The 14,378-nt window shown below is 51.3% G+C and carries 9 protein-coding genes; all 9 read right to left on the bottom strand.

What is annotated here, in order from left to right; all coding sequences use genetic code 11:
- Positions 1 to 3: 3 nt before the first annotated feature.
- Positions 4 to 552 (bottom strand): DUF4157 domain-containing protein, encoded by a 549-nt coding sequence (locus tag QYT14_RS13210; protein ID WP_286156707.1) that lies wholly within the window; start codon positions 550 to 552, stop codon positions 4 to 6.
- A gap of 29 nt (positions 553 to 581) precedes the next feature.
- Positions 582 to 4,853 (bottom strand): contractile injection system tape measure protein, encoded by a 4,272-nt coding sequence (locus QYT14_RS13205; RefSeq protein WP_286156706.1) that lies wholly within the window; start codon positions 4,851 to 4,853, stop codon positions 582 to 584.
- Between the two features lie 15 nt (positions 4,854 to 4,868).
- On the bottom strand, positions 4,869 to 7,094 hold the full coding sequence (locus QYT14_RS13200; RefSeq protein ID WP_286156705.1) for a hypothetical protein: 2,226 nt from the start codon (positions 7,092 to 7,094) through the stop codon (positions 4,869 to 4,871).
- A 21-nt stretch (positions 7,095 to 7,115) separates the two neighbouring features.
- On the bottom strand, positions 7,116 to 7,799 hold the full coding sequence (locus QYT14_RS13195) for a hypothetical protein (RefSeq protein ID WP_286156704.1): 684 nt from the start codon (positions 7,797 to 7,799) through the stop codon (positions 7,116 to 7,118).
- Positions 7,800 to 7,807: 8 nt separating this feature from the next.
- The gene (locus QYT14_RS13190) at positions 7,808 to 10,420 is read right to left on the bottom strand and encodes a hypothetical protein (protein ID WP_289307567.1); all 2,613 of its coding nucleotides are present in this window, start codon (positions 10,418 to 10,420) and stop codon (positions 7,808 to 7,810) included.
- A gap of 696 nt (positions 10,421 to 11,116) precedes the next feature.
- Positions 11,117 to 11,929, bottom strand: coding sequence for a KilA-N domain-containing protein (locus QYT14_RS13185; protein ID WP_288325787.1), 813 nt, complete (start codon positions 11,927 to 11,929; stop codon positions 11,117 to 11,119).
- A 500-nt stretch (positions 11,930 to 12,429) separates the two neighbouring features.
- The gene (locus QYT14_RS13180) at positions 12,430 to 12,636 is read right to left on the bottom strand and encodes a hypothetical protein (protein ID WP_288325788.1); all 207 of its coding nucleotides are present in this window, start codon (positions 12,634 to 12,636) and stop codon (positions 12,430 to 12,432) included.
- A gap of 129 nt (positions 12,637 to 12,765) precedes the next feature.
- Positions 12,766 to 13,629 carry a RhuM family protein gene (gene rhuM / locus QYT14_RS13175; protein ID WP_288325789.1) on the bottom strand — a complete coding sequence of 288 codons (864 nt, stop codon included), beginning with the start codon at positions 13,627 to 13,629 and terminating at the stop codon, positions 12,766 to 12,768.
- Between the two features lie 466 nt (positions 13,630 to 14,095).
- A complete protein-coding gene (locus QYT14_RS13170) occupies positions 14,096 to 14,212 on the bottom strand; it encodes a DNA-binding protein (protein WP_288325790.1) in 117 nt (38 codons plus the stop codon).
- Positions 14,213 to 14,378: the final 166 nt, after the last annotated feature.

Here is a 14,378-nt window from a genome sequence, read left to right as displayed (position 1 = left end):
TATTTACAGACTGTTAGCCTTTGCACCCATCACATCCGCTTCATGTTCCAAACCGGCATTATCATTCACAGGCATTCCGCCTATTTCTGTTGTCGGTTCCACACGTCCCGCCATCTGTTGTGCCACGTGCCATGCCTCATGGGGCAGATGCTGTTCCTGTCCGGGAGCCACGTGTATGTCCGTTCCCTGTGTGTAGGCCAGTGCCTGCACGGTGGCAGGTTTGTCCGAGTTATAATGCACCCGCACATCGTCCATCGCAAAGCCGGACAGACTTTCTACACCGGCTTTCAGATTGTCCGGCATTCCGGTCTCATTCGGTTTCTGTTGCATAGTAGTGTCCGATTTCATCTGTGAAGCTTCGTCCTCCTCTTCCTCGCGTTGGATGGTTCCGTCAAATTTTCCTTGCAGCGTATCGTCCTCTTCATCTTCGCCCACACGCTGCAATGCGGCATTCAGACTGCGGTTGTCAACGAATTGCAATGCGCCGCCACCGTCCTGCTTCTGCTGGAGGGTGCGTGCCGTCTTTTCCTGATATACTTTCTCTGCTTCCATATTTTCTATTTTTATAATGGATAATCCGATTAAAATCTCTGTTTCTCATGCCAGGATACCTGTATGTATTTCTTCAGCCATGGGAAACGTATCTGCCGGAATGCCCATGGGATGGTGTCGAGCAGGATGTCGTACGCACGGCTTTCAATCGTCAGCAACCATTTCTCGTCCTGTTGTTCCAGCCGTCCGTCACGCTGGATGAAGCTCTGACGGAATCCGTTTACCGATGTACCGTCCATTCTCGACCAGTTGTTTTTTATGCCTGCCAGCATTTTGTCGGCCATGTCTTTTTCTTCGTCCGTCAATTCTACCCGTTTCGGCAGCGGAACCTGTGCGGGCAGGGCGACAAGCAGCCGGTTGAAGGCCAGTTCCAGCTCCCGGTAGTCTTTTTCTTCTGGGTTTACTAAATATTGCAGCAGGAACACGGCGCGGATTCTTGATGCGGTGTCCTTGAAATTTCTTCTCTCCTCGTCCTGATAACCAAGTAGGAAGAACAGGCGCGGGAACCAAGGCCAGAGCAGGCACAGTCCGGCATTGCCGACAAGTGTCACCTCCAGTTCATCTTCCTGGCTACTCTCCAATACTCTTTCTTCTTCCGGGGTTATCCCCAGACTTTCCAACATGTTACTCATAATTTCTTCTTTTTTATTTTCAGTTATATTTTGTATGACAGGAAGCGACAGCACGAATGAGTGTGTTACTTCCATTTTATCTACATAATAGGCGAACTTTACGGCATCATTTTCCGCAAGGTATGTTGCCACTCCGTATGTCAGCGTCGCTTCATCCGCCAACTTGCTTTGTTCCAGATATCCAACGACCTGCCGCAACAGTTCCTCCAAGGTGAGGGACACGCTTGCCGCCAGGCACAGCCATTCTGAAAGTTCGGTCCATTCCGTCCATTTATCCAACGGCAGCCTGCCTTGTGCCGCCAATCTTTGTATATAGCTCAACAGTTCCGTTGGACGTGAACGCATATAGCCGCGAAGCAATCGTTTCCGTACCTCTTCGGGCAGAGCGTCATCCGTAAGCATTTCCAAAGGAAGGCCGGTAGCATCCTCACTTCCATAAAGGTGTGACAGGAAGAAGACCGTCATCTGCCGGATGCTCTGTCTTTTCCAGTCCGTAGTGCCTGTCCATAGCAGAAGAGCGTTCATCATGTTCGTTGCCGATATCCGGTCAGCCGACCGGATACCCAGCCATTCCATCAATTTTATAAAAGCGGTAGGATTCCCCAATCCGGATACGGAAGAAAGCACGGTTATCATACGTCTGAGCATTGCCTTGTCCGCCACATGGGATATACACCGAATAAATTCCGTATCAGAATTATTCTCTGACAGTTTAACGAACGCTTCCGGCTCTTTATCCAATACGCCAGCTACAAGTTGATATAGTTCCGCATCATTCAACCGGCTGTATTCAGCCAGCAGTCTTTCGGAAGTCGCGTCCTCTGATGACGGGAGTGCTGTAGTATCCTTGCCTCCCAAGCCCAGTCCATCGGTCACTTCGTCCTGCAAATGCTTCCATTCCTTATTGTCGTTGTAGTCCGTTCTCCTTGTATATACATAATACAGATGTTCCAGGAACTTCCCGACCACTTCCTGCTCCGTCAGATTCCTTCCCCTTAGAGTGTCTTCGTCCTGCATGAACAGCAGAAACGCTTCCGACAACGCGGTTGTAAAGGACAAGTTGGTATGAGAGAGGAAAGCGAACCATCCCCGCTCTTTCTGCAACCAGTCCACTGTCCGTGCAAGCAACAGAGCCTGTTTCGCATCCACTTTTTCCACTACGCCCGACAACATTTCTGTAGGAATACAGGTTGACATAAAGGAAACCGCTTCTTCGTTCTGTGGCAGCTTACGGAGTATCATGATCAGTTCCTGCGGCTTCTCCCGTGCCAGTGCCTGCAACAGCTCGCGTTTGGATTCGGCAATGACCTCGGTACTTTCCAGCCATTCCATAAAGCCGTCGGAGGTATTCCAATCACTTTCCAACAGTGTTTGAACAGTATTTGAATGCACCTTGATATGCTGCGACCATTGTTCAAACACGGATATGGTACGACGCACACGGAAACCACCGGTATAAGACAGCAACTCCATCAGTTCAAAAGTCTCGTCCTCTTTCATTCCGTCAGCCGCAATGTCTCCAGCCATTCCATATAATAACCATTTTGTTGCCGCAGAAACATTTTCCTTTCCGAACAAGGCAGTTAGAAAAAGAGAGGATAGTATCGGGAACGGACTTGCCATACCTGTTTGTACTTTTACTTCTTTTGCCAGCCATACGAGCACCTGTACGCTCAGTGTCAGGGAGCTGTCTTGCAGGTATGCGGAAACCGCGTTTCCCTCGGCAAATAACCGGTCAATCAACAGCAGCAATTTTTCCGCCTCTTCCGTCCCGATGTGGCGGACAACCATCCGCCTGATGACGGATTCCGTTGCAGAAATGCTGATCCGATTGATTGCACTTGCCAAAACGCCTTGTCCATACAGTTTTTCTATTACATTCTCATAGTTGTCCTTATGCTGTTCCAGAAAAGAAACAATCAGCCTCCGTTTCACCGTCTCAGAAATATTCCCAGCAGCCAATAGCATTCCGAGCCGTCGGATGCTTTCTTTTATTTCCTCATCGTCTTTCATGTCAAAAGACTCAAAAGCTTCTGCCTTGTTTTCCGACAAATGAAGTTCATTCATCCATTCCTCAACCACCGTCTCATCATTCTTGCCGGTTGTTCCGCTTATTTCCTTGTGCATCCATTGCAACAAGGACTTACTCTTTTCATAACCGAGAAGGGCATAGTCGTTGCCTTTTATCCAAAGCAGCACCGCTTTACGGAATGCAAAAGAAAAACTTTCGTGGGATAATCCGTCCGCCAGCCTGTTATCTTTAACAAGACCAGACAGATACCTTACAACTCCATCCATCGTTTTCATCGCCGCCAACGATGTGGCTGCAAGCAACCGTTTCCATGTCCTCTCATCCATCAGTCTTGCAGCAATAGCTATCAGTTCACCATCATCCGTGACCTCGCTTTTTAGCCATGAGATAAAAGCCTCCGGTTTTTGCCGCACCATTATGGCTATCAACATTCGCTTGTCCGCGTCACTTCGCTTTGCATCTTTCAAGAAGGCGCTTACATTTTTCCTGCTGAAATCTGTCAGCGAAGAAACCATCTTTTCCACTGAAACGGTTTCATCAGTAGTTTCATCTCCTGAAATATTCATGCCGGGCGAGAAAGCCAGCAGCGACAACTGCATGAATACACGATAAAGTTGAAGATTGTAATATCCGTCAGACGCAGGCGAACCGTCGGCACGGCGTGGTTGCATATTGTATATCGCATTCAGCACCTCCTTGTAGTAGGTTGCTCCGAACACTTCCAACAGGAAGGCTGCGGTCAGTTCCGGCTTTGACAGGTAGAGCGTATGGTTACGTTTGCGGACAAAGGTCAGCAGCCGGTAGTGCAGGTGGCTGATGAAGTCACTCTTACCGCCGAATATGGCGACCCCATTATATGGGTAATATTTGATAAGCCATTCGTACAGGTAATGCCAGTAGGGTGGCAGGTCCACCTCGGCGTGCTCTCCGGCTTCCTCCTCCATAATCTTGCGTACGGAACGGGTGCCGAGCAGTTCCGCCATACCGTGCAGCCGCCCGTCCTCCTCTGTCTCGTGGATAAAGCGCATGGGGACATCCGGCTGTATCTCCAAGAAAATCTCCATGAAGCGGCGTTTCCCGTCCTTTACGGAAAAAGTCCGGTCCATGGCGATGGAATACAGGCGGACAAGCATGGCGGCATGGTCTGTCTGCAACAAAATCCGTCTCAATACATACTCGTTTGCCATGCATAGGCCGGCAATCTTTTCCAGACAGCTTTTATCCGGTCCAGCCACGCTTTCAAGTTCTCTTGAAAGGTCAAAATCCATGTCAGTCCATTCAGTCTTCTGTATTCCATATTCCAGATAATACAGCAGATTGGCCAAACGCGCCTCCGCCGTTGTCGCTTCTTTCCCATCCGCAGGTGCGGATGGCAAGTAAGGCAACGCTTTCATCAGTTCCTCGCGCAACCTCCTTGGAAATTCCGAATAGAAATCCTCCTGCGGAATGCTGCCCAAGTCAAGGTCGAGCTTTTCTATTTCGTGCAGCACCTTGTCTTTGTCATACACGGAAAGGCATTCCTCCACTATATTCTCAAGACAGGTATGGCAGAAGCTGTCCCAGTCCGCATACAATCCTTGCGCGAACCGTTCGTCATCCATGACGAAATCAAACGACAGATGGTCAATGCTTATCATTATCCCGCCTTTTCCTTATTTTACTTTTTCAAGCAGGTCGCACATGCTCCTGTACAACACCATCTTGTATTTATACATCTCCTTGTTTCCCATCGCCATCATGATTCCCCTGTAGCATTTCTCGAACTCCATCATCTGCTGCTGGTCGAGCCAGTAGAGGCGGTAAGTCAGGTGGGCCGGAATGATGGTCCGTAACAATCCGTCGCACATCTCGCGGAAGCGTGCCGAGTGGAAACGGCAGGTCCATGACGGGAGCACAAGGTCAAGCTCGAAGGGCCGGCTCTCGTCCAGAAGCACCGGTTCGAACACATAGAGGGTCTCGCACTCCCTGTTGAGCTTCCACAGGAATCTGCGCAGGACTACTGCCAGCGCGTTCAGCTTATTCCTGTCCCGGTCACGTCCGAGGTTCGTCCAGCCCTTCCTTTCCCGGTTATGGAACACCAGCATGTAGTAGCCCCGGCCGGCATTCACTATCCGGTAGTTGTCCAGCCGGATGCCGTTGCGGAAAAGGTCGCGGCTTATCTTGTTCTCGTTAAATATCGGCAGGTCCTGGCGCAGGCGGGTGTAGTCGTCACGCGGGTCTTCCTCTTCTTCCGCCTTGTCCATATCTATCTTCTCCACCTTGTCGGCATCCAGCATCCGCTCGTCAATCAGTGCGGATTCCGCTTCCGCCGACCAGCTTTCCCCTTTCTCCTCCTCGATGAACCTCAGATTGTAGCCGGGCAGCACGTTCCCCACCGTACGGTCCTCGCTTCCGTTCGTTCCCAGCATCAGGCAGAACCATTCCTTCACCACGGGCACGTTGTCCTCGAAACGGGGGTAGGTGATGTCCCTCGCCTTCGGGCGGTTCTTGGTCAGATAAGCCGCATGCCGCAGGAAAGCCATACGCCGTTGCAGGGTTTCGTGGGGTGTTTCCCCATAGCTGTCGAACTCGTTGAGCCATCCGGGGTGGCTCTCCACTCCGTATAGATTGTCGAGGAAGTCGAGATAGAGGCTTTTTAGTCTGTACAGGCCCTTTGCCGCCGGACGTTCCGCTTCTTCCTCCTCAATGGAGAGTGCCTGCGGCAGGTTTTCCACCTCGTCCAGGCCTTTCTGTATCACCCGGTCATACAGTTTCAGATACGCCTCGAACGAAGTGGGCTTCTCCCGGTTCTCCGTCAGGCGGTAACACAGGGGGAAGTCCCCGGCCAGCGGAGCCTGTGCGAAGATGTCCCGGTAGTTCGCTTCCGGTCCGTCCCAGTCACATACCTTTGGGGACACGTCTTTGTTGATGCGTCCTTGCGTATAATAGAGGGTACGCAGCAGGTTTCCGAACCGTTCGATGTCCACGGGCATCTCCGTCTGTCCGCAACGGATGCGCACTTTCAGTTCGTCCTTCTCTTTCGGGATTTCCAGGCCATACCCTTTCGAGAAGTCGCTCTGCGGCTTGCCGTCCTTCATCAGATAGCAGATGCTGAACGCGCGTATGCCGTCCAGTCCGCGCAGTTTCTTGTAAAGCTCGTATTCCGTATATTGTTGGCTTGCCATGATGATACGCGTGCCGTCCTCCGAGCCTTCCAGCCATTCCTCCGGCGGAAGTTCCGAGGCCAGGCGTTCCTCCTCCGTACAGAAGTGTGCCGTTCCCGACAGGTAATGCAGTATCGTGCCGTATATCCGGGCGAGCAGCAGTGTAGCGTCGCATCCCGGCTCCAGTTCCAGTTCGGCCTGGAACTCCAGCTTGTCCTGCAGCACCACCGCCACATGGTTCAGCCGTTCGCACAAGTTGCGGTGGCTGTTGTAAATCTCCTTGATGCGCTTCACGATGGCGGCCTCGTTCCCCTCCTCGAAAGGGGAAGGCGTGAAGCTCACTTTGTATCCGCCCGTTTCATCATCACACTCCACCGCCACATTCTCTATCTCCGGGAGGCGGGCGAGCAGCAACCGCCGGTAATCCTCCGTCGTGACGGGGGTGGTGGTATAGACCTCTTCGGGAGGCAGCAGTCCGTAGCGTTCCGGGCGGAATGTCCCGTCTTCCGTTGTCAGATAGTCGGCAATCGGGAAGCCGAGCTTGTAGTCCAGTTCCGCCAGCGCATAGTCGGCCACATCCGTCAGGGTCACCCCGGGATCGTGCGCGTTGAAGTCCGTCCACACGTTCCCCGACATCCGCTGCACCTCCTCCAGTGTCCGCGCCTGCAGGCGTGAGAACAGCTCGTCGCTCTCCGCCTGTTGCCTGATAAATGGCTGTTTCCGTTCTTCACCCATTCTTCTTTAATTTTTAATTTACTATGCCTTGTACACTTCCACAATCCTGCACCGCACCTCGCCGCCCAGCCGTCTCTTCGTGCGTATCTGCAGGCTTGAACTTCCGTTCCAGCGGAGCCGGATGCTGCCCGACCATCCCCACCAGTGCTTCTGCGGCGATTCTATCCATTGCTCCACATTGTTCATCCATACCGCCGTGGCGCGTGTCAGCCGGCAAAGCCCCACATTGTCAGTACAGGAGGCGTGGATGCGGAACACGCGGCAGTCCGCATCCCCTTGTGCGGGACTGACAGGCGCATCATGCCACTTCCTGTCGGCGGGGATGGTGAAATATCCGTCCTCAACGGCAGGCGTGGGTTCCGCTCCGCCGCCACCGGGCAGTGTCACCGTCTTGTCTTGCGAAATCCCGACGACCGTCTCTCCGTCTTCGTTGCTGATGACCAGCCGCTTGTCTTTCGTCACGCTTATTGTCCATGCGGCTCTTGCTCCGTCTTCCGGCTTATCCATAAACAGTCTGATGTCCAGCTTTCCGGCTTGTGCGGGGTAGAAGGCCCAGCCGGTGGCGGTCTGTTCCACCTGCCCATCCTCGGCGATGTTCGCCATGGAGTCTATCAGTCCGGCGAACTGCTCTTCCGTGGGCACGCAGCCTTTCTTGAAATATTTCTTCAACTCCTCCCTGTTCTGTCTGATGATGTCTCTGTCCATAAGCTTTTTTATTTTATGATGAAACTGCTTCCTATCTCGGTACTGTCGATGCCGTAGTCGGGAGAAAGCAGGATGATTTCTATTTTAGGTATCAATACACTCCAGGGTCTCTCACCTTTCAGGATGATGTCCCTGCTGTCGAAGTCCACCGCCGGAAGGCTCGTCTTATCGACGGACAACTCTGCTATCGCCTGCAGGTTCTCGTGATTGGCCATCCGCGAATGCAGTTCCTTGTACGAGAAACTCTGTTGCAGTTCGGGGATTTCCCCCTTGCGCTTCCAGGGGGCGAGATAGTTCTGTGCCAGTACGGTGAGGTCACGGACCACCTTGCCCTCGTCCCGCACTTTCTCACGCAATACCGCCTTGCAGACTACCTTCATTTCCTGATATGCCGGATTGATGACCTTCAATCCGGCAAACGGCGGGACGTATCGTTGCATCATCCGCTGCATCTCTGTCAGCTTCCACAACGGTGAGAGATAGTATTCCCCATCCGCCGAGCGGCTGAAGGCCACCAGGCGCACTTCTCTTTTCTCCTTTCTGGTGCAGGGGATACAGACCGCCTTGTCCACCTCGGGGAAGTGTTCCAGCAGTATCTGCTCATAGTCTCCGGCGTTGACCGCCCTGTGGCGGTTGCCGATGCGTGAGGTCAGATGTGCCGAGAGGCCGCTTTCCGTTCCGGCAGGTCTGCCGCCGAATCCGGGCAGGGGCTGGACGATACTTTCTATCCGCCCGTCCGCCTCCGGCATCTGCTGTATCGTTCCGGCAGGCAGCGGCTGTCCGTCCCCGTTCTGTGCCGTCAGCAGGATGTGGTTCGTCCATACGCTGCGGATGGCCAGGCAGGAACTGGTGTCGCCTTTCACCGAAGCGCGCAACACTACCTTTCCGTCCCGGTTGCTGTCGTTTTCCGTAATCTTTTCGGGCAGTCTGATTACGATGAGTCCGCTTTGCGTCAGTCCGCAGGTCTCCTCGCCGGTCACCGCTGTGGAAGGGAGTTCCGTCCATACGCCGTTTTTCCGATATTCCCAAACAAGGCCGGTACCACTGTCTCTGGATTCGGGCATCCGGTAGGGGATATTCTTCGGAGGTATCACCATGTCAAGATAGAACCGCAGGGTCTGTTCGCCCCCGGCATGAAGGAATGAGATGTACAGCGCCTTGTCTTCCCCGTCGGCAAACCGGCTCTTGAAAGGAGTCCCGCCGCCGTCCGGAACCGCTATCAGCTCGGATTGGGGGATGACGGACAGCTTTTCCACCGCCTCGTATTCCAGTTCCACATCCGCCAGTACCGGCACCGGCGGTTCTTGTGGCAGTTCCTTCCGCGCCTTCTGCTTGCAGCGGTTGTTGTATATCATGATGTCGGTGAACCGCTTGCGGTATTCGTCCGTGCCGAAGCCGATGGAGGGGGAGACGAGCGTGGCGCGGAAGAATCCGTCCTTGTCGCGGCTGTATTCATAATCGCTGCCTGGCGTATATTCCCCTGCTCCCGAAAAATTGAAAAACACATCGGCAGGGCGGAGTTTCCCTTCCCCGTCAAAATTGAAAAGCGGTTGGGAATTGCCCTCGCAGGGATTCCAGACTCCTTTTTCCTGCCATTCAGTACTTACTTTGAATGAGGACGCATTCACATCGTAACCTTTGTACAACTCGTTTAGCCCCTTTTCCGTATCGGGCACTTTCTTCCAGTTGCCTTTTATATGCACCCCGGTTAGAGGCTTCAATCCCATTTCCTCGTTGCCGGACAGGAACCATGCGCCGCATTCCGCCTGTATGCCGAACGGCTGGAACGGCTGCGTGGTGTCCACCTCGCCCAGTTCGTTGTAGAAAGTGAAGTTGCGTATTCCCTTCACATGGACCCGTATCTCCGCTTCGCCGGTTTCCATCCGGCTTATCTGGTCGTATGCCCCGTCATCTCCGTTTGTCAGGATGCGCAGGACGGGATAGGCCGTACTCTTTCCGTGTATTTCCTCGTTGCACGCCGTCGGCAGGGTTCCGTCCCGTTCGATGGGGATACGGAAGCATAGTTTGCCGTCTTGGGCAAAGCACTCGCCGTGTTGTTCCTCCCAACCGCTTTCACCGCTGAGTTGAAAGGTGAAGCCTTTGATTCCCTGTCCGTCGGGAGGCAATATGTCGGTCGGGGCACCTTTGATGCCGAAAGAGACGGTTATCGTTCGTTCGCCCTCGTTCAGGATGAACATGGAGGATTCTATCTGCCATCCGAAAGCCAGCACCTCGCCCTGCTCCGGGTCGAACAGCGTTTCGGCGGCTGCCGTATCCTCTGGGCGGATGGTCTGTCTGCGTATGCCGGTGGTGTTTCCGTTTTTCAGGAGGTACACGGCATCCACTTCCGCGCACTCCATGGGGCTGACTGTCTCGTCTTGGGTAGTCCGGTAAATCAAATCCTCGCCTCCGGCATTCTGTCCGGCGATGAATCCTTGTCTGGCTTTCAGGGTGAATCTCTTTGTCGGACGGACTGCGATATAGGCATGGTCCTGTATGACAGCCTCCGGCTTCACGTGCAGTATTTCATTCCGGTAGAAAGAGGGAAGCTCTGCCAGGCGTTGGTTGAACGCATCTGCAAGGCTGCAATAATTTCTTACGTAGGCAATGAGCAGCGACAACGCCCCGTCCACATCGCCGCCGTTCTCTATCTGCTCCAGATAGTAACCGGCATGTTCCTGTATGGACCTGACGGTGCGCAGCATACGGTAATATCCGTGCTTCTCCGCTTCGTCCTCCATCGGGAGCGACTTTTTCAGACTGTCCCTCAGTTGGGCGGCAACCGTCACGGCGGGGCTTTCATTCAGTCCCGTCCTCCAGCTCTTGTCGATAAACGCCTCCAGCCGTGCCGTCCATCTTCTGATGTCGGTTTCCAGCTTGTCATGAAACTCCGATTCTCCGGTGGTTCCCTGCGCGTCGGCAAAGCTCTCGTCATAGCCGGACAGCCGTTTGCGCATGAGGTCGGCAACCACGGTCAGCACATGGTTCTCCAGCAGGGGGGGCAAGCGTGCCTTCCTGTCCGTCGTCATCGCGATACTCCAGCCCTTTGCCGTAGCGCACTAGTCGGTGCAGCAGCCTTTGCCAGCTGCTTTCCATTGCCGGGAGTCCGTGCAGTTGCGCCGGGTCGGTCTCATAGTCTGTGCGGAGCGTGCCGCTGTGTCTGTCGTTTGTTGCCATAGGCTTGTTATATCGTTTTAATGTCTTACTATTTCTGTGTTCTTCGATAGTTTGGGAAAAAGAAACCGCCTTCCCACTGCGGCGATGTGTCGCAAAAGGAAAGCGGAATAATAGAGACCAAATATCTTGTTTACCGGCAATTATTTCAACAGCTTGCGGCCGGTCATATCTTCCAGCACCTGCATCTGCTGTATGGCGATACGGTTCAGGCGGATAAGCCGTTCACGCTGTGAAATCCCGTCTTGAATGAACACAGCATTCAGGCTTTCCATATTCGAGAGACATATCAGTTCGTTTATGGACGCATAGTCACGGATATTGCCCTTCATGTCCGGGTGTGCATCGCGCCATTCCAATGCGGTCATTCCAAACAATGCCATGTTCAGCACATCGGCCTCGTTAGCATAGATGCGTGAGGCCTGTGCCGGAGTTATCTCCTGCGGAATGAGGTTCTGCTTGATGGCATCGGTATGGATGCGATAGTTGATTTTTGACAGTTCTCGTTTTGCGTTCCAGCCTATCTGTGCCTGTTCCTGCTCTTTCAGCCGTTGGAACTCTTCTATCAGATAGAGTTTGAAAGGGACGCTGATGGCAGTACCAAACTCGAAAGCGATGTCCTTGTAGGCGTATGTGCCACCGTATCGTCCTTTTTTGACTATGATACCGATGGCATTGGTTCTTTCAATCCATTCAGACGCACTCAGGACGAAACTCGGCAGACCCGCCTGCTTTCTAAAGTGGTCAAATTCGACCACTTTAAAACCGGAATTGTGAATCGTCTCCCACGTACCTAGAAACTCAATGGTATATCTGTTGCGAATCCAGTTTTTGATGATGTCAGCGGCGCGGCTATCTCCATCTTTGGCACTCGCCATGTCTGTCAGCGAGATGTAGTCGTGGTCGTTATAATTTAGCACGGTTATGTCCGTATTCAACACTGAAATTTTAGCCATATTCTTTATATGCGATTAATACGTGTACAAAGATAACTCTAAATAAAGACATTACATCCTGTTTTCACGGGTAATTCTAATCCTCTCAATTCGGTGGGTTCATTTTAATTGTGTCGAATTCTACACAATTACCTTCGGATTATTAGTTTCTCCATTATTCCTTTCTTTTCCAGTATGTCAAAGAACACATTTATCATTTCGGGTTATAAGGTTATCGAAATTTTCGATAACCATTGTTCTTTCCTCTTTTGTCAGTTCAAGGCTGTACGAGCAATTAATGAAACCTATATATCAACAGACTTTGCCATCAAGAAGCAATGTGCAAAAATGCACATTGCAAATTCAGTCCGTAACTTTTGCCAAATTAGCGCAATTTCCGAACAGTTGAAGATTCTCGTCATTAGCCACGTGTTCCAAAATGGAACATGGTTTCCATTATTCCTTTTTCCCAATATGTCAAAGAACATTTTTTATTTTTAGACTTAACAGGGCTAACCTGGCTAAAGTCTGTATATTCTGTTTTCGTTCAATCGGATTTGCAATCCGATTGTATTAAGTATGAGGATTTTTAATCCTTTGCTGTAGCGCACTAACCGGTGCAGCAGCCTTTGCCAGTTGCTTTCCATTGCCGGGAGTCCGTGCAGTTGCGCCGGGTCGGTCTCATAGTCTGTGCGGAGCGTGCCGCTGTGTCTGTCATCTGTTGCCATAGGCTTGTTATATCGTTTTAATGTCTCACTATTTTCTGTGTTCTTCGATGTTTGGGAAAAAGAAACCGCCTTGCTCTGGCAACATCGGATTGCAAAAACAAGGCGGAATAATGGGGATGAAACGGGGACTTACAGCAAGTCCGTAATGGCTTTCGCCGGAATTTCCAGCTTGGAGAAGGCGAACATCTTCTTTCCTAAATCTTTTAATGAGGCTCCGATGTGATACACATCCGTGCCGTCTATTATCAGAAAGCGGTCGTGACTTTTTTTGTAGACATGTATCTTTATTGGAGGGTATTGGCTGTTGTGGCGGTTCAAGTCCAGTTGAAGCTGGCTGCTTATTGTCTGCGTATAGATGTCGGCTTTCACTCCGTTGTTTCGCTTGCTGAGCATCAGCAATACAGATTCGTCCACATAATTGTCTATCAGCAGGATGGATTTCTTTGCCGTCCGTATCAGGTCTGTGGCGAACTTGTAGGCATCGAACAGCTGGCCGTCATAGAATATGCCTTCTACCGGTGGCAGCGAGGTGCGCACGAAGAAGTCTATCTTGCCGTCTATCCTGTCTAAACGTTTTTCATGTTCTATAAACTTGCTTTCCACCCGGTGCTCAAGGTTACTTAACCGTTGGTTCACTGAATATCCTTTCAATAAATATTCCTTCAGTACCTTGTTCGCCCATTGGCGGAACTGTGTGCCTCTTACCGACTTAACTCGGTATCCGACAGATATTATCACATCAAGGTTGTAAAAGTTTGTGCGGTATTTTTTACCGTCAGCGGCAGTACGTAAGGATTCCTTACATACTGAATTTTCGACCAATTCACCCTCCTTGAATATGTTACGAATGTGCAGGGTAACATTGTTTCTCGTGGTTTGAAACAACTCTGCCATCTGTGCCTGTGTCAGCCACACCGTTTCCTCTTCCAGCCGCACTTCCAGCTTCACTTCGCTATCTGGCTGATAGAGTATGATTTCTCCTTGATTCTCCATTTATATCGTTTTTATTTTTTCAAGAGGACAAAGGTACTATATTTTATCTGTCTGTCAGCCAATTGTCATTGCTTTCTTTCCATTATTTTAACCCACCAAATTCATTGAAGAAAACGGCGTATCCCTATCGTTGTATTAACATTCTTTAGTCCGTAACTTTTGCCAAATTAGCGCAAATTCAGAAAGGACGGCAGTATAGGCAAATTTTGCTCAAACTGCCAACTGTTCGGAAATCCCAGACAGTTGAAGATTTTCGTCATTAGCCACGTGTTCCAAAATGGAACATGGTTTCCATTATTCCTTTTCCCAATACGTCAAAGAGCGTTATGCTATTTCAGACTGAACAGGGCTGACCTGTCTAAAGTCTATACATTCTGTCTAATACAATACCCCCGTTGTTACTTGGGGTTCACTTCGCGCAATCCCGGCTGCATTCGGCATAGCTCAAACAAGTTTGGCTCTGCTCTCACTTGCACGGGCTTTCGTCCACCTGTGCGGTGGTCACTTGTACTACGTACCATTTCTTGGCGGCATCCTTGTCGAGCGGATTGGGACGCTGAATGGGTTTTACTAAAATTGCCATAATACTTTCGTTTTTTATGGTTTGATTTATAGGTTCCGTTCCTTTTGCTTTACTTCCTCGAACGGGTTCGGGAAGGTTGTTTCCGGCTCATCTTGTCCTGCCGAGACAAAACGGAAACCGCCTCTCAATTCCATCTGTTGTAAAGAATGGAATTGAGGGCGGAAAA

Source organism: uncultured Phocaeicola sp. (assembly GCF_948499155.1).
GTDB lineage: Bacteria > Bacteroidota > Bacteroidia > Bacteroidales > Bacteroidaceae > Phocaeicola > Phocaeicola faecalis.
Note: the sequence above shows the minus strand (reverse complement) of the source record. Positions and strands in the feature narration are given on the sequence as shown.